Source organism: Parapedobacter defluvii, from assembly GCF_014642075.1.
GTDB lineage: Bacteria > Bacteroidota > Bacteroidia > Sphingobacteriales > Sphingobacteriaceae > Parapedobacter > Parapedobacter defluvii.
This window is the reverse complement of the sequence record NZ_BMIK01000007.1, coordinates 18,559-43,728: the sequence shown is the minus strand read 5'-3', so window position 1 is coordinate 43,728 and position 25,170 is coordinate 18,559. Positions and strand designations below refer to the sequence as shown.

Sequence of the window (25,170 nt, the reverse complement as noted above, 5' to 3'; positions counted from 1 at the left end):
GTTTCATAGCTTTGACGGATGGATAAGTCCTTACCGTTCCGGCTCCGAAAATTAAGTGCAACCGAGCCGTTGCCGATGACCTTGTTGCTGCTGGCAGACGAAACGACCGCAGCCATCGAAAAATACATCCACCACTCGGACGTGTATGTGGCATATGCGGATAGAATCTCTGATCCCATTGCGATTTGTGCCCTGTTTCGGCAGGAGGATGACATAGTTGAAATCAAGAACATTGCTGTAAATGAAAGGTACCAGGGCCAAGGGATCGGTAGCTGGTTGCTGTCCGAAATTAAACAATTGGCAAGGGAAGCAGGTTATAAAGAGGTAGTGGTAGGCACGGCTGATGCCGGATACCGGCAGCACTCATTCTATCTCCGGAATGGGTTTGTAAAATCGGGTATCCGGAAGAATTTTTTCATCGAAAACTATCCGGAACCTATCTTTGAAAACGGGTTGCAGCTGAAGGATATGATTCTATTCAAAGCAAGCCTGTGATTGTGCTTCAATTGCCTATCCCGATGTCATGGGAAGCAGCGATATTCAATTCGAATGAGCACCTAACCCTCCCAACCAAAGGGTGAAGACGATCCGTAGCAGGCCATATTTCACACCGGCGGTCATCACAGCAGGACCGTAGCACGTTTACCGTCGCTGTCAAAGGAAGCCGATATGCCCAGCCGGAAACCGAACTTGGCATCCAGGTAAGGGTTCCCGGCCACCCAACCTTTCGTCTTTCCCTCCGCGATGGCCACAACGCGCCACGTCTTACCCAGCAGGTAGCTACCCTGCAGACGGAGCAGTCCACCCGGCGTCGCCTTGCGGTCGTAGAAATCGCGGGGCTGCAGCCACAGTAGGGCCGAGGGTTGCAGTAGCAGGCGTTTCTTTCCGATATTATGGAATGCGTAGGGACTACGTTCCACTTCAATACCCGGCAGCAGCCGATGTTTATTGCGGTAGCCGTGCAGGCTGATGAGGTACTGCTTTTCACGATGATCGATAAAGAAGTCGGCAGAGAGGTCGTAGCCGAACGAGTTGGGGTAGTGGCGAACGGCAAAATTGAAGGCCGTCTGTTCATTCAGCCGGATGCGGTTGATGCCAATCATAAACGGAGACAGGAAATTGAGGTACTGCATCCTGCCCATCTTTTCCAAATACCGGTATTCTTCGTTAGTCAGCTTGCTCGTTTTGATCGCCCGGTCAATGCCCACACCGCTGGGGTGTGTGCCGCGTGCCTCATAAGGCTCGTCCGGCCGATGCAGGTCGTACACCCACGGCGTAAAATCCCAGCCCACGAAATCGCGGTCGGCCACAGTCAACCCATGCGCGTTCATGCTGTCAATGCTGGCGTTGTAACCTTCCTGCTTAAATTGATTTACGTAGTCGATGGCATGCCTGGTGAGCAGGATGTTCAGCGCAATGTTGGCATGCCTTGAACCGCTGTAGAAATTATCTTTCTGCAACCCGCGAAGCAACAGGAATTCACTTTCAATGCCTGCTGCAAAGCTGCGCACCAGCTCCTGCGGCGCTTCCTTTTTCAGCCGTACCAGGTCCTCGTCTTTCACGCGGCTCACCGACCCGTTGGCAAATCCACCATTGAAGCGGTTATAGGTTTCGTCGTAAGACCGGATACCGCGTATGGTCAGCCCGGCGCGGTGGAATTCCTCGTGCATCCACTGCGGTGATAATACCACACCGTAATAGGTGAATACGTAGTCGACCAACCCCGAAGTCACGTTGGCGGCAATACGGTTGTAAATCTGCTTACGCTTCGTATCCGGCCGGAGGATACGGTGCCACAGTTTGTTGTTGAAATGGTAGTTGACGCGGTGCAGGTTTTGCGTTACGGCCAATGCTTGCTGCATAGAATAGCTGTCGAACAGTTCCCCTGTACGGGACGCATCCCGCTGGAACGGCAGATCCAACAGCGGCAAATCAATCTGCAAGGGATAATTTGGTAAGCTGTCGGATAGGCTGGGCTGCGCATTGCAGACAGGAAAATAAATCAACATTACAACACCTAGTTTTAATACGGTCTGTCTCATCTTAGTCTAAGGCTAGTAATGAAAACAAATGGGCTTCGAAGCAATTGAGATGTATAGGTTCCGCCTGCTTGATTAACTCATTGAGCTGCTTGTAGTCGGCTGGATTGTTTTGCTTTTTGTGGAAGGACGCATTTGACTTTGCAAGGAGCCCGAACATTTTCATGTATGCGCTGGGCGAATCGAGTTTGGTATTTGTCATTCGAATAAATTTTTTGAGTTGGATTGCTCAGCGTGATTTATGCTAAGTTTTATACCCTGTTTTCAGCAAAGCTAATGGGATATCGATAAGCAAATTTTTGATTTCGATAACGTGCAGTGGAAGTCGATAAGACGTTAATAGTAGCGTTAAACAGCCCGTCCACCCCAAAACATAAGCTGTTTTTATTTGTTTGGTATGTGATCATTGCATTTCAGTGTTCGGTGCTCAGTGAACGGTGTTCGGTGACCATCCACCACCGGTCACCCACCACCCACTACTATGCCACAACTAAACGGCCAATACCAAAAAAGGCATTATGGATACGGAATGAAAAGAAGACCCACTCTCAGGTGTTCGGATTCGGACATCCACTGTTCGATTTCGGACAGTTGTTAGCTCCTTATAAATCGCCTAAACCATAGTTCATACACTGGGTCAAGAAAGAAGGATTGGCTGTTACGTATTTCGATAAGTTCTTTGTTGAGGAGTGCTTTTTTGGCTTTGGCGACCGTTGCCGATGAACCTAAACGGTATTTGTCGATGACCGCTTTGCTGCTGAGGCCTGCCGAAATGCCGTCTGCCAATGCCTTGAGATAGGCCAGCTGACTGCTGGAAAGGTTTTCGGTATCCCGTGTGTATAGGATGGCGTTTTGTTCCAACAGGTTCTCCAACGACTCCTCCACAATGGATCGGGTTACATTTTTTTCTGTACTGATCCAGACCATGTGTGAGAGTTGCTGCACATAATACGAATGATCCTGTACCAGCGAAGCAATGTGATCTGCCAATACATCGTCTATGTGTTTACGGGTGGAATCAAAAGCCTTGATGATAAATGAAATCCAATCCTTCCGGCTGATTTTGCTAAGGTACATGACATCGCCGAATTTGTAAAACGGCATGGATTGCCGTTCAAACAAAGACATCATCATGTGCTGCTGGCTGCCATATAAACAATAGCATGTCTGCTGGTGATGTTGCCATTCGCTCCGTAGACGCTTCTGAAAGAGCAGCGGTTGCTTGAAATTGGCTAAGTTTTGGAATTCATCAATGCAAACCACGATCTGTATGCCCTTTTTTTTGGCAATCCGTTCAGGTAGATTTAGAATCTCCTGATAATTCTTTTCCAGTTCCTGCCAATCAAAACTGATTTCGAAATCATGCATTGGATCGGGGCCTAAGCTGATTTTAGGCGTCAACTGCTTGAAGAATTCCTTGCCAGCTGTTACCCATTCTTCGAATTTGCTGCTGGTACCTTTGATGGTGGCAGTGGCCAATGCTTTGTAGAATTCCATTTCATCCTGCAAACCCAATAGATCTAATTGTACAATGCGGAGTTTTTTGGTTGTTACCTCATGAGCAACGCGTTTGACCAACGATGATTTTCCCCATCGCCTCGGAGAGATCAATAAAGTATTTATACAATGCTGAAAATTACTTTTCAGTCGCTTTATCTCTTTCTTGCGATTGGTAAATCCTTCAGTGCTAACACTTCTTCCAAACAAAAATGGCGATTTCATCTCGCAAATATAGTGTTTTTGTTTGGTAAAGGTGCTTTTTATGTAACCAAAAGGTTAGTAACCAAAAGGATACTAACCTTTTGGTTACAAATAGCTCATCCCCTAAATTCGTGATATTCATCTATGCAGCCTTAGCAGCTTTATCCTTGTTCCTTTATCTTTGCGTTAGCTTTTATCACCGGCCACAGACTACCCATCACTCATCTCTCAGACTATCCACCGGATTGGCCACTGCCGCCCGGATGGCCTGTCCGCTTACCGTAAGCAGGGCGATGACCACGGCTACCGCGCCTGCCAATACAAACATCCACCATTCAATATCGATCCGGTACGCAAAATCTTCTAGCCATTTATTCATTGCCCACCAGGCAATGGGCGAGGCCCATACGTTTAACGCTGTGAGAAGTCGGTTTCGCCACAGGTGGCGGAGGGTGGTTTTGAGGTAATTGCTGATCATGTCTTTTCAATTAGCCCGTTCATATAATCGTCATTACAGTTATTACGACAAATTATTAAGTTATTGATAATTAGGTAATTATTTTGGTGTTTCCGTACTTAGGTGTTCGATATCGAACACTGGATGTTCAATAGCGTACGCTTTCCAACAAGCTCAATACAGACTTGGCAACTTGCGAAGCACCGCAGAAATTTTATTACTTTTGCTTAATTAGTATCCGAATCTATAAATACACAGCGACGATGACGAAATTCCGTTTAGATAGGAACGCATTTAAGGCACAAACTGCACATGAGGCAGCCAATCATGCGATCTACTACAAAAATAAACACTGGACGGAGCGATTGGCTATAGCAACCTACTTAAATAGTGTGGCTTATAACTATCCGATCGATTCACCCCCCCACCTTGACCGAACCAGATTTAGTGCTAGAGGGAGGAACTAACTTGAGAGGCAACATCTTTAATGAAGATTTTAGGGACTTTTTATCTGCATTAAATCAGCAAGAGGTACGGTATCTTTTGGTGGGAGGTTTCGCGGTAATATTGCATGGCTATTCGCGCACGACAGGCGATATGGATATTTGGGTGGAGCGTACCGAAGAGAATTATCAGCGACTACGCAAAGCATTCGAACAGTTCGGTATGCCAGTTTTCGATATGACTGCTGATAATTTTCTGTCGCATCCGATATGGGATGTGTTTACATTCGGGGTCCCGCCTGTCGCCATAGACATCATGATTCGCGTAAAAGGGCTGGATTTCGATACATGCTATCGGGATGCTGTCTATTTTGAAGACGATGATTTGCGTATTTGTACGATACATAAAGATAATCTCCTTGAAGCCAAAAAGCAAAGTGGAAGGCCAAAGGATTTAGATGATCTAGAAAATCTTGGCGCATAATTTTATGGCCTGAATTATATCGCTACTCCATTACTCTTACCCCGAATCCCACGGGCCGCAGGCCAAACCAGCTGATGACCGATAGCCGACTGCAGAAAGCAGTTAACTACTCATCCCGCAAACTATCCACCGGATTCGCCACCGCTGCCCGAATGGCTTGCCAACTTACCGTGAGCAACGCAATGACCACGGCTACCACGCCTGCCAATGCAAACATCCACCATTGGATATCGATCCGATACACAAAATCTTCCAGCCACCTATTCATCGCCCACCAGGCAACGGGGGAGGCGATGAAAATGGCCAAACATACCAATTGTACAAAGTCTTTTGAAAGCAGGGTTACGATGCCCGCTACGGAAGCACCAAGTACCTTGCGGATGCCGATTTCTTTGGTTTTCTGTTGGGCAGTGAACGCAGAAGGCCGAATAAACCCAAACACGCGATTGAAATGGCAATCGCAGCAAACAGGGCTGTCAATGTTGCGATACGCTGTTCTTCCGCGAATTTCCGTGCATATGCCTCGTGTCAGCGCCGAGATGAACTTATTGCGCCAAAGCTGCCGCAATGCAGTTTTGAAGTAATTAGGAATCATTTTTTAGTTAGTCCAGTCCTTATTCCTTGTTCCATTAAATCATTCATCCCTCAGTGAATCGACGGGATTGGCAATTGCGGCCCGCATAGCTTGCCAACCCACCGTAAGCAATGCGATCATTACCGCTGCCAGTCCGGCTACGGCAAACATCCACCATTCTATGTTGATCCGGAATGCAAAATCGTTCAACCAGTTGTTCATGGCCCACCATGCAATGGGTGAAGCAACGACAACGGCCAGGACCACCAAAAGAATGGACCCGGCGGATAGAAGCTGTACAATGCTTCCCACACTTGCCCCCAATACCTTGCGGATGCCGATTTCCTTTACCCGTTGGCGAACGGTATACATAGACAGCCCCAAGAGGCCGAGGCAGGAAATGAAAATGGCAATGCCGGCGAATATATTGAATAACAGGCCGGCGCGTTGATCTGCCCGGTACTTGGCCTCAAACTGTTGGTCGACGAAGTTGTACTTGAAAGGAGCGGGGTTATCGCCTGCGTATTTTTTGTACTGCTGTTCAACGGCCTTAATGGCCTCCGCGGCTTCCGTGGCGGTGGTACGCACGTACAACATGCTGCCATCCCACCAGTGGAAAAAGAGCAAGGGACCAATTTTCTCTTTAAGAGACTTGAAATTGAAATCCTTAACGACGCCAGCGATCGTTCCCGGCCGATTGTGGAAACTGATCGGTGTCCCCACATAGGGTGGGGTGAGGCCCATCTCCCTCACGGCAGCCTCATTAACAACATATAAATTGCTGTCGGCAGGGGTGCCAGTTAAATTCTGGCCTTCCAACAATTGGATGCCCATGGTCGGGATGAAATCCTTGTCAATCGATGATTGGGTAATAATAAGGCTGCTATTGGCAGGTTTACCCGGCCACTCCAGGTCGCCGGTCGCACTCCCCATATGGGTAATGTCATACATGTCCGAAAGGGCTACATCAACAATGCCGGGATGATTCCTTAACTCATTTTTTACGGCATCGATGTGCTCCACCGCATCATCAGGAAGTGATACACTGAATACATAATTTTTATCGTAGCCGAGATCGAGCGTCCGCATGTAGGTCATCTGGCGGCTAACGGCCAGTGTGGCAACGATCAATACCATGGAGATGGAGAATTGGAAAACGACGAGAACCTTGCGTAATAGCGAGGCGCCCCTGCCGGAAGCCATTTTGCCTTTCATCACCTGGAGCGGCTGGAAACCGGAAAGCAGGAGTGCAGGATAAATGGACGCCGCCAGTAACGTGCCCAATGCCGAATAACCGATGACCTTCCAAATCCCTACGTTGGATGGCGAAAAATGAAGCTGCTTGCCGGCAATGTTACTATATAAGGGCAGGAATAAGAAAATCAATCCAATGGCAAGCAGCAAGGCGAAGCAAAACAGCAGCGCTGTTTCCACGATAAATTGCAAAAACAGTTGGAGCTTATTGGCTCCGACGACTTTGCGGATACCAACCTCACGGGCCCGCACCAGTGCACGGGCAGTGGTCAGGTTGATGTAGTTGACCGCTGCAATAGCCAGCACCATGATGGCAATGAGCAAAAAAATCTGTACCATCCTTGCGGCGGCATTGTTTCCGTCTATGCTGACCAGATGCTGGTCCGCCAGTGGTTGCAGCTTGAATTGTACGGTGCTTTCCCCGTTGCGGGCATCGGTGTACAATTGAGTGAATTTTTTCCCGACTGCCTCCGGATTCGTAGTGTCACGTAACTTGACAAAAGTAGTAAAAGAGTAGTTGCCCATATCTACGTCGATGGTCTTCCATTCGCCGTTGCCGCCGTTTGCGGTAAATCGCTGTGCATATAAGCTCATGGGCAGCAGGGCATCAAACATGATAGACGAATTGTCGGGACAATCGCGGAGCAAACCGGTAACGGTTAGGTTATCACCCCGGAACAGGATTACTTTGCCGATGGGGTTATCATTGCCAAAGAATTTCTTTGCCGTAGATTCGGTCAGGGCGATGCTATGTGGATTGGGAAATAGCTCAGTTGGTTTTCCGTCAAGTAGCTCGAAGTTAAATAGCGTAAAGAACGTGCTATCTACGTAGGTTGTCGTAAAACCGTCTAGCACGGTGCTTCGGTCTTTCGTAGCTAATACCTGACCATTCCATTCATTGACACGTACAATAGCCTCAACCTCGGGCAGCGATTGGGCATATACGGCTAGTGGTCCGGGTACGCCTTCCCAGACGGTATTGACATCCAATTGTGCGGTAAATCGGTAAATGCGGGAATAGTCTGGGTGAAAACGATCGTAGCTCCGCTCATGCTGCACCCAAAGGAGCAGTAAGATGGCGGTAGCAAGGCCAAGGGCCAAACCACTGATGTTAACAAAAGTATGGAATTTGTGTTCCTTCAAATTCCGCCACGCGGTTTTGAAATAGTTCTTGATCATTTTTAGTACTTAGTAGTTAGCACGAGCGTTCCTTATTCCTTGCTCTTTTCATCCTTTCTCCATTAAATCATTCATCCCCAAATTCTCTTCCTACCCTAACCGTTTTAGCACCTTGCAGACACGGCCTAAGAGACGTCAGCGTAGCGCCACGGATCCAGTCGTGGAGCAACGGACCAAAACCCCAATCACCCCACCGTTTCCATCAGCACCTGCCCGTCCAGCATGCGGATGATGCGGTCGGCATAGCGGGCATCGTGCTCACTGTGTGTGACCATCACAATGGTAGTACCCGCCTCATTGAGTTCGGTGAGCAGCTGCATCACCTCATTACCGTTATTCGAGTCGAGGTTACCCGTTGGTTCGTCCGCAAGAATGAGTTTTGGTCGGTTTACCACGGCCCGGGCTACGGCTACACGTTGTTGCTGACCGCCCGAAAGCTGTTGCGGGAAGTGGTTGCGCCTATGCATGATCTGTACTTTCTCCAATACTTCTTCCACGCGTTTCTTGCGCTCTGCTGCAGGAACTTTCGTGTAAATGAGGGGCAATTCCACATTTTCAAATACGGTCAATTCGTCAATCAGGTTGAAGCTTTGGAAAACAAATCCAATGTTGTGCTTGCGTAGGTCTGAACGCTTGCGCTCGTTAAACTTGGCAACTTCGATGCCGTTGAATAGGTAACTGCCGTTGTCCAGATCATCCAATAAGCCGACGATGTTGAGCAGCGTGGATTTACCGCAACCCGAAGGCCCCATTACAGCCACGAATTCGCCCTCCTTTACGTGGATGCTCAGGTTGTTGAGCGCCACCGTTTCGACTTCTTCGGTACGGTAAAATTTTTGTAGTTCGGTAATTTTAATCATGTTTATATAGCTATCAGCAGTCGGCCATCAGCATTCAGCCTTGTGCGTGGTTCGTTACTTGTTGTTCTTGGCTATCGGTTTTCAGCTATCGGCTTTCAATAATCCCTGCTTTTAATCCTTGCGCCTTGAATCTTTATTCCTGAACTATTCATTATCGTTCCAATTTTTTAGTATATTGAGAATCAGTTTATTGGTTCTTTATGGGGTTGTCAGACTGTCCGATATCGGACAGTCTGTTGTTCGGTTGCGAACAGCTGATCTTTGCCGAGAGAGCGGTTAGGGTTGATAAAATAAATGGCTTCCAAACCATGGGCTTGGAGGCCATAGCATCACGTTACCAATCCACTTTGACATGCATTCCGTCCGGGTGGTTTTCAAACTGAAAGAAATAGGTATGGGATGAATCGTCCCAGGATGTTTTAACATCACTGACCGGATTTCCGGTCGGGTCCGTTACCGAGAACTGACGGGGTGCCGCGGGCAATAGCACGCGCATGACATTCGTGGTATTCAGCGGACTTTTACAAACAAATGCATAGCTATTTCCCGAAACCTGTTCGTCATAGATCCGCGAAGCGGAGGCAAGTACCTGGGGTTTGGCCGGATCGGAAACCCGCTTGAGCTGATACAGAAGTGCCTGGCGTCCCGGCTGGATTACCTTTTCGGTAAGCACGGGAAGTGTGGGGTCATATAGGTCAATCACGGGCCCGGCGACGGTGAAGGGTTGTGCATCTTCCATTTCGTCTAGGACGGCAACGATATCATAAGGTCCTCTTTCCAGGTACAGATGGTTTTTGAACACGAGACCTTCGGTCGATTTCCGACCATACAGATCCTTGACCACCTGAATAAGCTGCTGGTCACCGCCCGCTTTCAACACGTACTCCTTCGGGTCATTCCGGAGAATATACACCGTGCCTTTGCCGTAAGTGTATTCGCCGCCGGCGGCTCCCGCCGGAATACCCATCTTTTCAAGAAGATGGTCGAGCGGGCGTGCGTAGTGGTTCCCGTTGGTGTTCCACCATTCGGTAACGGTCTGGTAAGGATCTTCGTCGCGGCCACTGTATACCAGCGCACCACCTGCCTTTACCCACTTTGCGATGTATTGATGACCTTCCGCCGATAAGGGCTTCATGTTGGAATAGGTCATCAGCAGTACTTTGGTGTCTTTCAGGGTTTCTTTGTACGATACGTTTTCCAGGTGAACCGTCTTGACAGGAATCCCCCGTTTCAGGAAGGGCAGTGCCTGCCCATAGAAATTCGCCAGTTGCGGGTCTTCGTAACTGTCGTGTGTTGGAAACCGTTGAAACATCAGTGAATTAGCCATCAATACACTGATGCCATGGCTTCCGGATACGGTGTTTTCTGACAACGGCATATGATTCAGCGTATTGATCATCACCTGCATCTGTGTGGAATAATGCCGCGGGATAGGCGCTTTGACGTCGCTGTCTTTACTGACGCGGTATAGCCCTTCATAAATCCGGTCCGGCCAGGGCATCACCTCATAATCCGCAATTTTAGGGTACAGCAATTGGGCCGTGAATGTGGCTTCGTAGTTCTTTTTGTAATCTACCCAATCGCGCGGCCAATCTTCGATCGGATCGGTAAGAAAAAACATCTTTCTGCCCGTAGGGGCGGTCATTGATTCCATCGAACCGTATTCCAGAAAGGCGGTTTCGAAGACACGTTCTTTCGCTGTCCCGTTGAAATAATTCGGTTCGCGTGAGGTGCCGGTCCATACCTGCGCGATATAGCCATCCACGCAGTCGAGGGAAGCGAGGCTGGCTTCTGGACTGACGATCTGCCACTGCGAATAGTTGACCAGCGAGTGTGTGGGAACGTAACAGCGAACGTTCATGCCCTTGCTTTTCCCGTATTCCTTGGCATAGGTGAACACATCTTTCAGGGCATTGTAATACAGCTGATATTTCAGCTTGTTGGAAAGGTAGGTGTTTTCGGGCGATTCATGCTGGGGGCGCCAGGGGAAGCCGTAATACGCTTGCCACTCCCGTTTAAATGCTCCGCTGTATCCGGCGCGGGCCCAGAATTCCGGTTCTTCTAGGTAGATGGCGTCGATGCCTGCATCGATCACACGCTTTACATGCTTCTCCTTGAGGTATTTCAGGTAGTTGGCGGTAGGCACGATATAGGGAACCAAGTGACCATGCCAAATGGTATCGCCACTGCGCTCCACCTGCCCTTCGTCCAGGTGCCATTTGCCGTCCCATTGTCCGGTAAAGTAATCCTGGTATTCTCCCCACGCAATCCCGGTCATGAAGTGAGTGCTGTACCCGCGTTCCCGCCAGGATTGCACACGCTCTTCGAAGGATTTCCCCTTGTGCTTGTCGGATGGATTTCCTCCCACACCATATACCATCGCTATGTCGGCACGGGTGTCAGTAACGGGCTTCCAATGCTGTGAAGTCTGGAAACTGGTTTTCTCCCGTGTTGTTGTTTTCCCGGTATGGCCAAGCTGCTTTCGGTTTGCACATGAAGCAAGGGTTAACAGACAACAGGATAGAATCGTTATTTTCTTCATAATGGATGTGTAATTACCTATTCAATATACATCGGACCCCAGTACGTTCCCTTTACTACCCGGATTCTCTTGGATACATGATTTCCATTTTTTCTTTGGAATCCATTCACATAATTGGTTACGATAGCAAACCTACAACATTAAAATCGTTTTAGCAAGGTTTTCGCTATCCCTTGGCTGTGCCTTTCCACCTTACATACGTTCCTGTTCTGCAACCCTCACGAATAAATTGTCTATGCGATTCTTAAAGTTCGTTAACGAGAGCCGTTACATGGCAGTGGTGGCTGTCGGATACGGTTTCTCCGCCGAATGTCATAAAGAAGCCAAATAACTCCACTTCCGTTCCTACCCAATCGTCCTCTACGGATAAGGTACATTGGGTCGTGCTCCGGGTCGCTTCGTTTGGAAAAAAAAACCAGTGGTCAAATTTATACGAATAGAGAGTGAAGGTCACCTGATCGTCACGGCCGGCATCGGGTTCGCTGGAATTGTCGTTCCATGTGACCTTCAGACCATCACCTACCCAGGCTGTGGTTACCTGTGTTAAACCGGGTAAAGGACCCTTGCTGATCGTAAATTGGCTCCAGTCGATCGTTAGCTCGGGATACTCACCAACGATTGCCAGCTTTTTATTGATGGAAAGTGCTAGGTTAAATGCGCTCATATTCAATGACTCGGCCGCTTGGCGAAAAGTCCGTCGCACAATGATCTTGAGCGGCTTCAGTGATTTCATGATCAGTTTCATCGCCTGTTCGTTGGCTAACCGGGCTTCGCTCCTGGGTTTGTGGCTTTTGCGGGGCAGACCGCGGATCACGTCTTTATTTTTCCATTTGTAACCTACTACACTCCCCACTTTGCCGCTGAACCCCCCGTTGGGACCATTCGTTAATATTGCCATAACGCTATTATTGTTTCATTCCCAAATATACCTTGTTCCTTTAATTAAATAAAATTCAAATGGTAAATTATTCATAGATAAAAAGTAATTAATAGGTATTTGCCCCTATGAAGTCCCTATAAAAACCCTATTATATATTAATTATCTACTGATTATTTGAAGAAACATTGAACAGTTATTGCCCATTTTCTTGGCAATTCAGCAGTGGCCGATCCGGCATTTTAAGATGAAACATTGGAAGTTCTTTTTACATCTGTCCCTTTAGAATGGTCGCCATTGGTGTAAAATCTTTCGGTTTGAGTTACATTAAAAAAGTACGCAATCGTTTGATCTTGTAAAATACAAATTACGCAAACGGTTGACTTCCGATAACGTTTGTTAAATGCTTGACTTTACTGTAGAATTGCTTAACCAATTAGTGAATCGTCGTATTTTTTTGAGGCGTGCGAGAATTGATTTATGGTTTGGTGAGTAAAACCAAAGCGCGACTATTTGATAGATATAACTTATAACTCTTCGAATAAAGGACGGACTCAATTATATAGGCGATTATTTAAATCTGATGTGTATGAAAGGATAGCGAAACATATTCTCCCGATTTTGGCAGTAACTAATAGCGTTTTTTACCTACCGTAATAACATAAATGAAATTATGAAAAGAATGTTGCAAATCTTTATACAGGCAATGGCCATCTTATTTGTAAGCGTGGTGCATGCACAAGTTCGAACCGTATCCGGTACGGTCACGGCGAAAGAAGACGGTCAGCCGCTATCGGGCGTGACTGTGCTAATCAAGGGAACCTCTCAGGGCGGAAATACGGATGAAAATGGGCAATTCACGATCACGGTTCCTGAAGATGCCCGCGAGCTTGAATTCAGGTACATTGGATATTTAAGCCAAACTGTTGCGATCAGCACGACCGGAATGCTCAATGTTGCACTCGAAGCGGATGCAAATGAATTGAGCGAAGTTGTGGTGGTGGGGTATACGGCAAAGCAGGTTTCCGAATTATCCAGTTCGGTATCCGTTGTTTCGGGAGAAAAGCTTCGGGACGTAACGTCTAACGACGTATCTTCGATGTTGCAGGGAAAAGCACCCGGTGTCATCGTTTCGAGTCCTTCGGGTGATCCGAACGCGACCCCTTCGTTACCATCCGCGGATCCAGTTCCATCACCGCGGGCTCAGAGCCGCTTTACGTGGTCGATGGTATCATCGGAGGAACAGCCAATCCGAATGACATTGAGTCGATGACCGTTTTGAAAGACGCAGCTGCAACCGGATTATATGGGTCGCGGGCCGGAAACGGAGTGATTATCATTACGACCAAAAGCGGGAAAGCAGGGAAGACCCAGGTAAATGTAAATGCGACGACCGGTTTTAACAATGCGTCCATGGGCAATTTCCAGGTGATGAACTCCCAACAATTGTACGATTACCATAAAACATTCTTCACGCCTCAAGATTTCGCAACGCAGAGGCCTGCAAGCCTGTTGGAGACCAATACCAACTGGCACGATCTGGCCTTTCGAACCGGAATGACTCAAAATTATTTGGTTTCCGTATCGGGAGGATCTGAGCGCACACAGGTATATGTCTCCGGCAACTTTTACGATGAAGAAGGAACGGTCAGGCATTCCGGAAACAGAACTTATAACTTGAGGGCAAATGTGACACAAAGCCTCAGTAACAAACTGAAACTAACCGTGCGGCTGGACGGTTCCTACCGGAATACCGAAACGGAGGCATCCGGCAACTATGGGGCAATTATCGGCTCGACCCGTAATTTACCGTGGGACAACCCTTTTAACCCCGACGGATCGATTAAGATGGGAACCGAGGAAGGATGGCTGGGCAGAGAACGGGATAATTTTCTGCACGGTTGGCAATTTAATTTTGATAACGGGCGACGGATGGCCACCACCGGCGATGTGAAATTGGATTATACAATCGTTGAAGGCCTGACCTTTTCAACCAATAACCGGGTGTCGATCAGCAATCACCGGGATCAACTGTACTACGATGTACGGGCAAAAGCAGGGATCGGTTTGGGACAGTTGACGGAATCGTCCGCTTTTAGCCGCGGATTAATCACTTCAAACCGGTTGTTGTACAATAAAAGCTTTGGCGTCCACAATGTCAGTGCAATTGCCGTTTATGAAGCGGAGAAAAATTACATGGAAGAAAACAGTGTGCTGGGACAAGGTTTTGTGCCGGGATTACATGTGATGGGAGCCGCATCTCAGATACAGAGCCAGGGAGCCGACAACGGCAATGCATTTGAAAACGCTTTCAGTAAGGGCCTGGTACAGGTCGATTATAATTACGATAACCGGTATTATATAGTCGGTTCTTACATCAATGAAGCATCTTCCCGGTTCGGTGCAAATAACCGATCCGGCAATTTCTATACCATCGGTGGATCCTGGATATTGAGCAACGAAACATTTATGAGCGATCAATTGCTGTTCAATCTGTTGAAACTGAGAGCGAGTTACGGCGAAACCGGAAATGCCGAAATCGAAAATTACCAAACACTGGGGCTTTATAGCTTTTCGGCACAATATGCAGGTAATTCGGCTTCCATTCCGTCGCAACTGGCCAATGACGACCTGACTTGGGAGAAAGCAAAAACAACGAATTTCGGTCTGGACGTCAGCCTTTTCAACCGGATTTCCCTCAACGTCGACTTGTATCAGAAAACTTCCGCAGCGTTATTGCTGAACGTGCAGTTGCCTTACACCAGTGGGTTTACCTCCATCATCCGCAATGTCGGATCGGTCAGAAACCGCGGACTGGAAATTAACCTGAATACCCAGAACTTCACGGGCGAATTCAAGTGGGAAACCAACTTCAACATTTCATTTAACAAGAACAGGGTGCTGAGATTAGACCAGGATCGGGATATTGTAGCGGATGACGGATTCAGCCCACCCAAAATTATCCGCATCGGCGAGGATATGAATAGTTTTTATATGCGCAAATGGGCCGGTGTCGATCCAGCAAACGGTGACCCCCTGTGGGAGAAAATCACGACCAACGAAAATGGACAACAGGTGATTTCCACAACGAATGTGCTGAGCGATGCCACACCCCAGATTGTAGGCACCTACTCGCCCAAATTTACCGGAGGGATGAACAATACCTTTAGTTACAAAGCGGTTACACTGAGTGCCTTTTTCAATTTTGTGAGCGGCAACAGCGTGTATAACGGATCGCGGCAGAGCTATGATTCCGATGGCGCATATGAAACGGTCAATACAATGGTGCTGGCAGACGGATGGAGTCGATGGGAAAAAGAAGGAGATATTGCTACACACCCGAAATCGGTATTCGGGGGAAATAAGAATTCAAACAGGGTCAGTTCGAGGTACCTGGAAGACGGCAGCTATCTCCGTTTGCGGAACGTTCGCCTTTCCTATGACCTCCCCGCTGATTTCTTGAAGCGGATAAAAGTAGCAAATGCACGTGTTTTTGTGAGCGGAGACAACCTGTTGACTTTCACGGATTTTTCTGGAATGGATCCGGAGGTAAACTTGGACGTTGATGGAGGTGAGTCCTCCAATCGGTATCCGATCAGCAAAAAGGTATTATTCGGTATTAACATTGGACTATAGCGCGATGGAAAAAATGAAATTTACAATCGGAAAAAAAATAGGATTTGCTTTTTTTCTGAGTGTTATAACACTCATGGCATGCGATAAGAATCTACAGCCCTTCGATAGCAAAACAGATAAGCAAGCGCTGGGTACACCGGAAGATTTGCAGACGGCTACCTATGGTGCATATGCCGGCTTGGTTCACGCCGACTATACACGTTTTCAGCATATTCTCTCCGAATATCCGGGAGATAACGTCGCATTGAGCGGAACTACCACCGACCCCCTCTACAATGTGTATAATTATACGGATTTCCCCGGTAATAATATAACCACCTCCTTCTGGCGCCAAGCCTATAAGGTTATTTTCTCAGCCAACCAAATCATTGAACATATTAACGAGGGTGAATCGGAGGTGCTTGATCAGCTACAGGGCGAAAACCGGTATCTCCGATCAATGGCTCACTTTGATCTTGTCCGTTTTTTTGGCCGGCCTTATTCGCAGGGCGCAAGTGAGCATCCCGGCGTTGTGATTGCGGATCGCACGGACGGTGATCCGCTGCCGACCAGGAGCCGTGTAAGCGAAGTATATGACTTTATCATTGCCGATCTGCTGAAGGCGGCGGAGCAGATGCGAATATCCAAGGATTCCCGGTATGCATCGAAGGAAGTCGCTTATGCACTGCTTTCGCGTATCTATCTCTATGCCGGACAGCTTGATAAAGCAATAGAATACGCCGATTTAGTGATTAATTCGGGCCGTTATCAACTGGTTGAGACGGCGGCATACAAAACCTATTTCAGGCCGGTACCCGAGAGTAATCCGGAGACGATCTTTGCGATCCGGCACACCATTGCCGATAACCGGTTAAAAGGGGCTATCGGGTCGATGTACTACAACGATCCGGTTACCCAATCTACCGGTTGGGGGGAAATCTATGCTTCCATGGATTACATCAATTTGCTAAATAAATATCCGGAAGATGCGAGACACAGCTTTATCGAACTGCAACTGGACGCGAATGGAGATACGCTTAAGCGGGGAAACGTCCCGAAATTTTATATCAACAAATACAACTGGCAGGAAAATATTGCAAACCTGAGTTCTCCGGTATACCTGCGATTGGCTGAGATGTACCTGATCCGGGCAGAGGCAAATGCGAAACTGGGTAATGATCAACTGGCACTGGACGACGTGAATGTCATTCGACAACGCGCCGGACTATCGGGCTCGGCACTGTACCAACTTGGTGATCTGAAGGGCCACGAAAGCGTATTGGACGTGGTGTTGGAAGAATTGCGGCTGGAGTTGGCATTTGAAGGGCACCGGGCGGGAGACCTCTTCCGGAATAATCGTCCCCTGGTCCGTGCTTATCCCGGGTTCCATAGTTTGGATCGGTATAATCAGACAATTAATCCTACCGATGCCCGGGTGGTATTTTTCCTCCCGGACAGGGAAGTGCAAATTAACCCGAATCTGGAACAAAACCCCTAAAATTAGATGAACCCGACCTGATTATTTTAATCACGTCGGGTTCATCCAGTGAAGCGGGACAAAGTACTGACAATAAAAAAGCAAAAAAATAAACAGATGAAAACAGCTTTCTTTTTTTTCGGACTGTGTATCGTTGGTTTTTGCCTGTGCACGTGTAACCAGCAAACTAAATCAACCGCAGGGAATGTGGATACCACTGCGCAGTTTTACACGATGGATGATTTTACTTCGGTGGAAAAATTTGATGTACACATTCACGTCAATACCGTTGAAACCACGTTTATGGAACAGGCAAAAGCAGACAATTTCAAGTTTCTGACGATTGTTGACGATCGTCCATTTGGCCTGACGATGTACGAACAGCAGGAAATAGTGGATCGTCACTTGAAGAACTTTCCGGCGCTCATGGATGTGGCTACGACCTTTTCGGTCGCCGATTGGGATACCCCCGAATGGTTACCGAATACGTTGTCTTATTTGGACAAGCAGTTTGCCAAAGGGGTAAGGGCGGTCAAAGTCTGGAAAAACATCGGCATGGACCTCCGTGATAAAAATGGAGCGTTTGTCATGTTGGATGACGAACGGCTGGATCCTGTGTTTGACCATTTGGCAAAAAATCACATTGCGGTAATTGGCCACAATGGTGAACCAAGAGACTGCTGGCTACCCTTGGACAGCATGACTTTCAGTAGGGGGTACTACAGTGAGCACCCCGAATACCATATGTATCTGCATCCGGAATATCCGAGTTACCAGGATCAGATTGATGCGAGGGATCGTATGTTGGCGAAACATCCGGATTTGGCATTTATCGGTGCACACCTCGGAAGTTTGGAATGGAGCTTGGATGAGCTGGCCAAACGACTGGATAGCTATCCGAATATGCTTGTAGACCTCTCGCGGATGCCCTATCTGCAGCTGCACGCCAAGACAGATTGGGAAAAAACCCGTGAATTTTTTATCAATTATCAGGATCGGTTGGTGTATGGGACAGATCGCGGCATCAGTGATCAACAGGATACCGCGGCCTTTAAACAGGGTATACACGAGGGTTGGTTACGCGACTGGAAATTTTATGTGACGGAAGAGCCCATCACGTTAAGAGGGCATGGCGAATTGAGGGGGCTTCATTTGCCGAAGGGCGTCGTGGATAAGATCTATTTGAAAAATGCAGAGCGGTGGCTCACCGGTAAAGCTGACAGCTAAAAGTCACCCAATAAGCTTATTTTTGGAGTAATCATATTAGTTAAAAAATTAAAAAAAAGGCTATGCAGCGAGTTGCATCTGTAGACGTTTACCGAGGTTTTGTCATGTTGCTGATGATGGGCGAAGTGTTGAATCTCTCGGCGGTATCAAGGGCTTTGCCCGATAGTGCATTTTGGCATCTGTTGGCATTTAACCAAAGTCACGTAGAATGGCAATGGCTCAGCCTGCACGATACGATCCAGCCCTCATTCAGTTTTTTGGTTGGTGTGGTGTTACCTTATTCCATTGCCAGCCGCAAAAGCAGGGGAGCTACGTTTGGGTCGTTATTGAAACACACCATCAAGCGGTCAATCATTTTGATCCTGTTGGGGATATTTCTGCGTTCCATGCACGCCAACCAAACCTATTTCACGTTTGAGGACACCCTCACCCAGATTGGATTGGGGTATACCTTTTTAGTGATGCTGGCGTTTTGCAAACCCCGGACACAGCTGATTACGCTGGGTGCCATTTTGATCGGTTACTGGCTGCTGTTTGCGGTATACCCGCTTCCAGGGCCGGATTTTGACTATCGGGCCGTAGGTGTTCCCCCAAATTGGCCCTACAACATGGACGGGTTTGCTGCTCACTGGAATAAAAACACCAATGCAGCCTGGGCATTTGATACCTGGTTCCTTAACCTGTTTCCCAGGGAGAAAGTCTTTTTGTACAATGGAGGCGGGTATGCTACACTCAGTTTTATTCCGACGTTGGGCACCATGATATTGGGGCTCGTTGCCGGCAATATATTGCGTGCCGATCTGGAGCCATTGAAGCGGATACGGCTATTTCTGCAATGGGGTGTGGGGCTGATGCTGGTAGCCTTATTCTTCCATTTCACCGGTATAAACCCAATCGTTAAGCGGATATGGACGCCTGCTTGGACACTCTTCAGTGGTGGAGTCTGTTTCCTGTTCCTGACGGCGTTCTACTGGATCATTGATGTGGCCAAGAAAGATAGATGGTCCTTTTTCCTGAAAGTGATCGGTGTCAATTCGATCGCAGCGTATGTCATTGCCGACGGCGGCATTCGGACGTTTTTTGACCGGTCGCTTCATATTCATTTAGGACAGGGTTTCGATCAGCTGTTCGGCTCGGCTTATGCGACATTGGTCTCAGGATCTCTCGTGCTCTTGCTGGAATGGCTGGTGCTGCATTGGATGTACAAACAGAAAATTTTCATTAAGATATAAGAGGGAAATCACTGATGCAATTGAGAACTTAAATTTATACAAAATGAAGCAACTTGGTTATGGAATCGCACAGGGCCTGCTGGTAGCGTGCTTTTGGGTGTTCGCCATCGGGGTCAGCGCACAGGAGACTGAGTCGGACGATCAATATTACGGTATAGCGGACTTTGCCTCAGTCAAGAAATACGATACGCATGTCCACATCAATAAATATGACACAGCTTTTGTGAGGCAAGCAGAACAAGACGGCTTCCATTTGCTGACGGTGAATGTTAATACCCCCTACTATCCCGCGTTGGAGGTGCAGCAAGAGGTAGCTTTGGAGTTAAAGCAAGCATTTCCCGAACAAGTGGCGTATGCAACGGCCTTTGATGTGACGGGCTGGGGCAAACGGGGTTGGTTAAAGAAGAACTTGGCGTATCTGGAGGACTCGTTTGAAAAGGGTGCAATTGCCGTAAAAATCTGGAAAAATATTGGTATGTCTCTGCAAGACAAAAAAGGCAATTTCGTGATGGTCGACGATCCGAGTTTCGAACCGATCATCGAATGGATTGAAAAACATCAGATCACCTTGCTTGGACACCTGGGAGAGCCATTGAATGCCTGGTTGCCTGTAGAAAAAATGACAATCAATGGCGACAAACGCTATTTTACGGCACATCCGGAATACCACATGTTTGTGCATAAAGACTATCCACTCTACCAGGATCAGATCAATGCCCGGAATCATTTGCTGGAGAAGCATCCCAACCTGCGCTTTGTCGGTGCTCATTTGGGAAGTTTGGAGTGGGATGTTGACGAGCTGGCAAAGTGCCTGGATACCTATCCGAATATGGCAGTAGATATGGCTGCGAGGATTTCACACCTGCAACACCAGTCGATTGCAAACCGTGAGAAAGTACGGAATTTTATGATTAAGTATCAAGATCGGCTGATTTACAGTACAGATCAGGCATTGATGCCGGAAGCAGATCCCACGTCGACGGCTCAGAACCTCCATCAGGTTTGGTTGCGCGACTGGCAGTTTTTTACGTCTGATGATCCCATGGAAGTGTCCAGTGTCAACGGAAAGTTTAACGGGCTGAAATTGCCGAGGCAGGTAATCGATAAAATTTACCGGATAAATGCCGAGAAGTGGTTTCCCGGTATTTAAAATGGTTGCCTCTCTTAAGAAGTGATGGCCAGCAGCCGATCCCTTACGAGCAGGCAAGCCCCGATGATGCCGGCTTTATCGCCCAATTGGGAGATGCTCAGTTGGGTATCGTTATTGACCAGGCTGAGTGAATACTTATTGAGTGCATTTTTTATCGGGAGCCTGATATAGTCGCCCGTTGCAGACAGGCTGCCGCCGAGAATGATCAGTTCGGGGTTGAAGAGGTTGACCAATGTGGCCATGCCTTTGCCGATTTTCTCACCTGCTTCCGTAATGATTTCAATGGCAAGGGTATCGTCGTTATTGGCCGCTTCGATGATGTCTTCGAGCACGATATCTTCAGGGTTAGTGCGCTTATTGGTGACGATACTGCTTGCCCCTTCGGCGAGTCTTTCCTTGAAAATACGGGTAATGGCCGCCCCGGAAGCTTCCGTTTCGAGGCAACCTTTTTTGCCGCAGTGGCATAGGATCTCGTTATTGAACATCGGAATATGGCCGACCTCTCCCGCAAAACCTGATTTGCCGTAATAAAGCTGTCCGCCTACCATGATTCCCATGCCGATGCCGTGATCGAGGTTAACAAACAAAACGTTCTTTTCGTCTTTGACGCCGCCGCTGCAAAATTCGCCATAAGCCATTGCCCGGGAATCGTTTTCCAGATACGTATGGATACCGACAACCGATTCGATGATCTTGCTGAGCGGGTCTTCGTGGAAATTGAAAAAACTATAGCTGTAGCCGGTCCGGTAGTTGATACGGCCGGTAAGGTTGATGCCGATACCGAGGATTTTTTCAAGCTGTACACTGCTGGTATTGATAAAGTCGCAGACAATGGTGCATAATGTATGCAGTGACTCCTCGGTATTGTTCAATAAATAAGGGATTCCCCTGGAAGTCTTCACCAGGCTTCGCCTGAAATCCATTAGGCCGATATTGACATGGAGGTTCTTCACTTCGACGCCCACAAAAAAGGCAGAGGCGGGTTCCAGGCCATAAAGATTGGGTTTGCGGCCTACACCCGAGTCGGTCTTACCGTAATCTTTTACCAAACCATCTGCTAGGAGTTCATTTACCAGTTCGCTGGTTTTAGGGATGCTGGTGTTGAGTGTTCTACTTAGGTCAGCCACGGTAGCATTGCCCTCATTTGCGAAATGAGTCAACATTTGCTTTTTAAGCCAAACATTTTTATAGGCAACGCCAGTGAGTTCCGTGCTATGCAATTCCTCGAAAAAATTGGTATTTGTAGCCATTTAATAGGGGTTAACCGATAAGGTTTACAAAGATAAGTGTTTTTAAAAAAAATTAAAAATATATCCAGATGAAACTGGGCGTTTAGTAGGCGCTATCCAGCTTCATAAGGAAACTGAGTTGGTTTTTAGCGATAATACGGAACATGTATTTTAAATAAATTATTAATATAAATTGTTTTATAAAAAAATTTAAAAACAATTTGTTTAAATGAAAAAAATATTATTATTTAGCATTATAAATCCGTTGCCAATTTCAGATCAGGATCAGAGAAGTCCTCCGATAATTTGGTTGAGAGTTCGGTAACGCCAAAAATGAATAAAATACGATATGATTGATGCAGACGCGCTAGCGAGGTTATATAAAAGCCAGCTCTTAGATAATGTGGTTCCATTCTGGTTGAAAAATTCGGCAGACACTGAATATGGTGGATACTTTACCTGCCTGGATCGGCAGGGAAAGGTGTTCGATACGGATAAATTTATTTGGTTGCAGGCTCGGCAGGTGTGGTGTTTTTCGATGCTTTACAACGAAGTGGAACGCAAGCAGGAATGGCTTGATTTTGCACTGAAGGGTGCTGCGTTTTTAAAAGCCCATGGGAGGGACGAGAAAGGCAGTTGGTATTTTTCCTTGGATCAGGCAGGCAAGCCATTGACAGGGGCCTATAATATCTTTTCGGATTGCTTCGCAACGATGGCGTTCGGACAGCTTTACAAAGCAAAGGGAGACGAAGAATATTTGGAAATTGCCAAAAATACATTTTATAATATATTGGCACGTCGTACCGATCCTAAAGGGAAATACAACAAACAGGATCCGGCTACCCGGCCGCTTCAGAACTTTGCCCTCCCGATGATCTTATGTAACCTGGTGTTGGAGATCGAGCATTTGCTGGACCCTGTGCTGGTTGAAGATACGGTACAAGCGGGTGTTCAAACCGTGATGGAAAAATTTTACTGGGCTGAGAAAGGAGTCATTCTGGAGAATATTGCCAACGATGGTCAGTTCTCGGATTCGTTTGATGGGCGGCTTGTCAACCCCGGACATGGCTTGGAGGCGATGTGGTTCATCATGGATTTGGCAATACGTTCCAGCGATGTGGAATTGATGAAGAAGGCGACGGATGTGACGGTCGAACTCATCGAATACGGATGGGATAAAACGCATGGTGGGATTTTTTATTTCCTTGACGTACTGGGGAAACCTCCTCAGCAGCTCGAATGGGACCAGAAACTGTGGTGGGTGCATATTGAGGCGATGATCAGCCTGGCGAAGGGATTTTTGCATACCGGCGATGAACGGTGTGCAAAATGGTACAAAAAAGTGCACGACTATACATGGTTGCATTTTCCGGACCCGGAGTTCGGCGAATGGTTCGGATACCTGGACCGCAGGGGCGAGAAGCTGCTGACCCTAAAGGGCGGCAAATGGAAAGGATGTTTTCATGTACCCCGGGGGCTATTTCAGCTTTGGAAGACCATGGAAGCAATCCGGACGAAACAGCAAAATTTGATTATTCAAGATCACTGAAATGGCGCTCATACCGGTAGACCATACAGCCTTAGTGGCAGAACAAGGGAGTAAGCGCTATATGCCGGCGCTGGTAACCCTTGCGGTACTGTATTTCATGATGGGATTTGTAACGTGTCTGAATGATACGTTGGTACCATTTTTCAAAACCGGGTTTACATTGAGTTATGCCGAATCTTCGCTGGTGCAGTTCTACTTTTTCCTGACCTATGCGGTGATGTCGATTCCTGCCGGGAAGATCGTGGAGCGGATCGGGTATCAGCGTGGAATGGTAACGGGATTTACCACGGCCGGTGTCGGCGCATTGTTGTTTTTTCCTGCTTCTTGGTGGCACCAATACTCGCTTTTCTTATGTGCTCTGTTCATTTTGGCAATCGGCATCGTGTTGCTCCAGGTAGCGGCCAATCCCTACATCACATTGCTGGGAAAGCCGGAGACAGCATCTTCCCGGCTTGCATTGATACAGGGGGTGGGGTCATTGGGCACAACCTTGGCTCCGCTCTTCGGTGCGCATTTCATTTTATCGGAAATTTCGGCCTCAGCCGCTTCTTCGGATGCGGTAAGCAGGCCATACTTAGCCATCGGAGGTGTACTCTTCCTGATTGCGCTGGTGGTGTATAAGCTGGCCCTGCCGGCGGTGGGCAGTCGGCCCGGCCAACCAGATCGCGCGGATGACACGCAACCGCGTAAAAGTATCTTCGCCTTTCGCAACCTGAAATTCGGCATGGTGGGCATTTTCATGTATGTAGGGGCCGAAGTGGCCATCGGTACGTTCTTGACCAACTACATTGCAGATGCATTGCACATCGAAGAGCACTTGGCAAATAGTTACGTGTCTTTGTATTGGGGCGGAATGCTAGTTGGCCGTCTGATCGGATCGTTTGTGCTTAAATTGGCCCAGCCCAATGTCGTGCTCCGGTGGGCAGCAATAGTCTCCACATTCCTTATCGTACTCTCCGTCCTGTCGTCGGGGAGCATAGCCGTTTGGTCGATGATCGCCGTCGGACTTTGCAATTCCGTGATGTTTGCCATCATTTTTTCGCTGTCTATCGCCGGCCTGGGCAGTTATGCAACGCGGGCATCTGGCATGCTTTCGTCGGCAATTGCCGGGGGTGCCGTTATTCCCTACCTCCAAGGATTGCTGATCGATCGTTTCGATTGGACCACTGCATTCCTGTTGCCGATGGGATGCTATCTCTATATCATCTTTTTTGCAATGCAGGGGTATAGGCGAAAAGATTCTTAAAACTTAAGATAACTATCAATATGCTTATTACCAAT

Annotated in this window: 20 protein-coding genes; 10 read left to right on the top strand and 10 right to left on the bottom strand. The window is 47.7% G+C overall.

Annotated elements, in window-relative coordinates; translation table 11 throughout:
* Positions 1-18 precede the first annotated feature (18 nt).
* Positions 19-495: a GNAT family N-acetyltransferase gene (locus IEX60_RS11630; protein ID WP_188750768.1), complete on the top strand. Its 477-nt coding sequence runs from the start codon at positions 19-21 to the stop codon at positions 493-495.
* A 125-nt stretch (positions 496-620) separates the two neighbouring features.
* Here IEX60_RS11630 and IEX60_RS11625 read toward each other — a convergent pair whose 3' ends face one another.
* The 4 genes from IEX60_RS11625 to IEX60_RS11610 all read right to left on the bottom strand — a co-directional run bounded on the left by IEX60_RS11625 (position 621) and on the right by IEX60_RS11610 (position 4,218).
* Entirely contained in the window at positions 621-2,009 is a 1,389-nt protein-coding gene (locus IEX60_RS11625) for a hypothetical protein (protein ID WP_188750766.1), read from the bottom strand.
* A gap of 34 nt (positions 2,010-2,043) precedes the next feature.
* On the bottom strand, positions 2,044-2,241 hold the full coding sequence (locus IEX60_RS11620) for a hypothetical protein (protein ID WP_188750764.1): 198 nt from the start codon (positions 2,239-2,241) through the stop codon (positions 2,044-2,046).
* A 392-nt stretch (positions 2,242-2,633) separates the two neighbouring features.
* Positions 2,634-3,761: an AAA family ATPase gene (locus tag IEX60_RS11615; RefSeq protein ID WP_188750762.1), complete on the bottom strand. Its 1,128-nt coding sequence runs from the start codon at positions 3,759-3,761 to the stop codon at positions 2,634-2,636.
* Positions 3,762-3,957: 196 nt separating this feature from the next.
* On the bottom strand, positions 3,958-4,218 hold the full coding sequence (locus IEX60_RS11610; protein ID WP_229717541.1) for an ABC transporter permease: 261 nt from the start codon (positions 4,216-4,218) through the stop codon (positions 3,958-3,960).
* Positions 4,219-4,626: 408 nt separating this feature from the next.
* On the opposite strand from IEX60_RS11610, the gene IEX60_RS11605 reads away from it, so the two are divergent.
* On the top strand, positions 4,627-5,124 hold the full coding sequence (locus IEX60_RS11605; protein WP_229717540.1) for a hypothetical protein: 498 nt from the start codon (positions 4,627-4,629) through the stop codon (positions 5,122-5,124).
* A gap of 106 nt (positions 5,125-5,230) precedes the next feature.
* Here IEX60_RS11605 and IEX60_RS11600 read toward each other — a convergent pair whose 3' ends face one another.
* The 5 genes from IEX60_RS11600 to IEX60_RS11580 all read right to left on the bottom strand — a co-directional run bounded on the left by IEX60_RS11600 (position 5,231) and on the right by IEX60_RS11580 (position 12,431).
* Entirely contained in the window at positions 5,231-5,719 is a 489-nt protein-coding gene (locus IEX60_RS11600) for an ABC transporter permease (protein WP_229717539.1), read from the bottom strand.
* 39 nt (positions 5,720-5,758) lie between these two features.
* On the bottom strand, positions 5,759-8,131 hold the full coding sequence (locus tag IEX60_RS11595; protein WP_188750761.1) for an ABC transporter permease: 2,373 nt from the start codon (positions 8,129-8,131) through the stop codon (positions 5,759-5,761).
* A gap of 185 nt (positions 8,132-8,316) precedes the next feature.
* Positions 8,317-8,991 carry an ABC transporter ATP-binding protein gene (locus tag IEX60_RS11590; protein WP_079717864.1) on the bottom strand — a complete coding sequence of 225 codons (675 nt, stop codon included), beginning with the start codon at positions 8,989-8,991 and terminating at the stop codon, positions 8,317-8,319.
* A gap of 334 nt (positions 8,992-9,325) precedes the next feature.
* The gene (locus IEX60_RS11585) at positions 9,326-11,533 is read right to left on the bottom strand and encodes a hypothetical protein (protein WP_229717538.1); all 2,208 of its coding nucleotides are present in this window, start codon (positions 11,531-11,533) and stop codon (positions 9,326-9,328) included.
* 244 nt (positions 11,534-11,777) lie between these two features.
* Complete coding sequence (locus tag IEX60_RS11580) at positions 11,778-12,431, bottom strand: DUF6266 family protein (RefSeq protein WP_188750759.1); 654 nt, start codon at positions 12,429-12,431, stop codon at positions 11,778-11,780.
* A 652-nt stretch (positions 12,432-13,083) separates the two neighbouring features.
* Between IEX60_RS11580 and IEX60_RS11575 the strand changes: the two genes are divergently transcribed.
* The 6 genes from IEX60_RS11575 to IEX60_RS11550 all read left to right on the top strand — a co-directional run bounded on the left by IEX60_RS11575 (position 13,084) and on the right by IEX60_RS11550 (position 21,111).
* A complete protein-coding gene (locus tag IEX60_RS11575; RefSeq protein ID WP_188750757.1) occupies positions 13,084-13,683 on the top strand; it encodes a carboxypeptidase-like regulatory domain-containing protein in 600 nt (199 codons plus the stop codon).
* Positions 13,629-16,046: a SusC/RagA family TonB-linked outer membrane protein gene (locus tag IEX60_RS11570; protein ID WP_229717537.1), complete on the top strand. Its 2,418-nt coding sequence runs from the start codon at positions 13,629-13,631 to the stop codon at positions 16,044-16,046. Before IEX60_RS11575 ends, IEX60_RS11570 begins: the two co-directional genes overlap by 55 nt.
* 73 nt (positions 16,047-16,119) lie before the next feature.
* Positions 16,120-17,523 (top strand): RagB/SusD family nutrient uptake outer membrane protein, encoded by a 1,404-nt coding sequence (locus tag IEX60_RS11565; RefSeq protein WP_188750755.1) that lies wholly within the window; start codon positions 16,120-16,122, stop codon positions 17,521-17,523.
* Between the two features lie 96 nt (positions 17,524-17,619).
* Positions 17,620-18,729 (top strand): amidohydrolase family protein, encoded by a 1,110-nt coding sequence (locus IEX60_RS11560; protein ID WP_188750753.1) that lies wholly within the window; start codon positions 17,620-17,622, stop codon positions 18,727-18,729.
* Positions 18,730-18,791: 62 nt separating this feature from the next.
* Positions 18,792-19,961 (top strand): acyltransferase family protein, encoded by a 1,170-nt coding sequence (locus tag IEX60_RS11555; protein WP_229717536.1) that lies wholly within the window; start codon positions 18,792-18,794, stop codon positions 19,959-19,961.
* Between the two features lie 43 nt (positions 19,962-20,004).
* Positions 20,005-21,111: an amidohydrolase family protein gene (locus IEX60_RS11550; protein WP_188750751.1), complete on the top strand. Its 1,107-nt coding sequence runs from the start codon at positions 20,005-20,007 to the stop codon at positions 21,109-21,111.
* A gap of 14 nt (positions 21,112-21,125) precedes the next feature.
* Here the strand turns inward: IEX60_RS11550 and IEX60_RS11545 are convergent, their stop codons facing one another.
* The gene (locus tag IEX60_RS11545) at positions 21,126-22,361 is read right to left on the bottom strand and encodes an ROK family transcriptional regulator (RefSeq protein WP_188750748.1); all 1,236 of its coding nucleotides are present in this window, start codon (positions 22,359-22,361) and stop codon (positions 21,126-21,128) included.
* 328 nt (positions 22,362-22,689) lie between these two features.
* On the opposite strand from IEX60_RS11545, the gene IEX60_RS11540 reads away from it, so the two are divergent.
* Both IEX60_RS11540 and IEX60_RS11535 read left to right on the top strand, forming a co-directional pair.
* Complete coding sequence (locus IEX60_RS11540) at positions 22,690-23,889, top strand: n-acyl-d-glucosamine 2-epimerase (protein WP_188750747.1); 1,200 nt, start codon at positions 22,690-22,692, stop codon at positions 23,887-23,889.
* 1 nt (position 23,890) lies between these two features.
* Positions 23,891-25,135 (top strand): sugar MFS transporter, encoded by a 1,245-nt coding sequence (locus IEX60_RS11535; protein ID WP_188750745.1) that lies wholly within the window; start codon positions 23,891-23,893, stop codon positions 25,133-25,135.
* The last annotated feature ends 35 nt before the right edge of the window (positions 25,136-25,170 follow it).

Coding starts and splice junctions, on each gene's coding strand:
- IEX60_RS11630 (WP_188750768.1), top strand. CDS start 19: ATGGATAAGTCCTTACCGTTCCGGCTCCGAAAATTAAGTGCAACCGAG.
- IEX60_RS11575 (WP_188750757.1), top strand. CDS start 13,084: ATGAAAAGAATGTTGCAAATCTTTATACAGGCAATGGCCATCTTATTT.
- IEX60_RS11555 (WP_229717536.1), top strand. CDS start 18,792: ATGCAGCGAGTTGCATCTGTAGACGTTTACCGAGGTTTTGTCATGTTG.
- IEX60_RS11595 (WP_188750761.1), bottom strand. CDS start 8,131: ATGATCAAGAACTATTTCAAAACCGCGTGGCGGAATTTGAAGGAACAC.
- IEX60_RS11580 (WP_188750759.1), bottom strand. CDS start 12,431: ATGGCAATATTAACGAATGGTCCCAACGGGGGGTTCAGCGGCAAAGTG.
- IEX60_RS11600 (WP_229717539.1), bottom strand. CDS start 5,719: ATGATTCCTAATTACTTCAAAACTGCATTGCGGCAGCTTTGGCGCAAT.
- IEX60_RS11545 (WP_188750748.1), bottom strand. CDS start 22,361: ATGGCTACAAATACCAATTTTTTCGAGGAATTGCATAGCACGGAACTC.
- IEX60_RS11585 (WP_229717538.1), bottom strand. CDS start 11,533: ATGAAGAAAATAACGATTCTATCCTGTTGTCTGTTAACCCTTGCTTCA.
- IEX60_RS11610 (WP_229717541.1), bottom strand. CDS start 4,218: ATGATCAGCAATTACCTCAAAACCACCCTCCGCCACCTGTGGCGAAAC.
- IEX60_RS11560 (WP_188750753.1), top strand. CDS start 17,620: ATGAAAACAGCTTTCTTTTTTTTCGGACTGTGTATCGTTGGTTTTTGC.
- IEX60_RS11615 (WP_188750762.1), bottom strand. CDS start 3,761: ATGAAATCGCCATTTTTGTTTGGAAGAAGTGTTAGCACTGAAGGATTT.
- IEX60_RS11535 (WP_188750745.1), top strand. CDS start 23,891: ATGGCGCTCATACCGGTAGACCATACAGCCTTAGTGGCAGAACAAGGG.
- IEX60_RS11625 (WP_188750766.1), bottom strand. CDS start 2,009: ATGTTGATTTATTTTCCTGTCTGCAATGCGCAGCCCAGCCTATCCGAC.
- IEX60_RS11550 (WP_188750751.1), top strand. CDS start 20,005: ATGAAGCAACTTGGTTATGGAATCGCACAGGGCCTGCTGGTAGCGTGC.
- IEX60_RS11620 (WP_188750764.1), bottom strand. CDS start 2,241: ATGACAAATACCAAACTCGATTCGCCCAGCGCATACATGAAAATGTTC.
- IEX60_RS11565 (WP_188750755.1), top strand. CDS start 16,120: ATGGCATGCGATAAGAATCTACAGCCCTTCGATAGCAAAACAGATAAG.
- IEX60_RS11590 (WP_079717864.1), bottom strand. CDS start 8,991: ATGATTAAAATTACCGAACTACAAAAATTTTACCGTACCGAAGAAGTC.
- IEX60_RS11540 (WP_188750747.1), top strand. CDS start 22,690: ATGATTGATGCAGACGCGCTAGCGAGGTTATATAAAAGCCAGCTCTTA.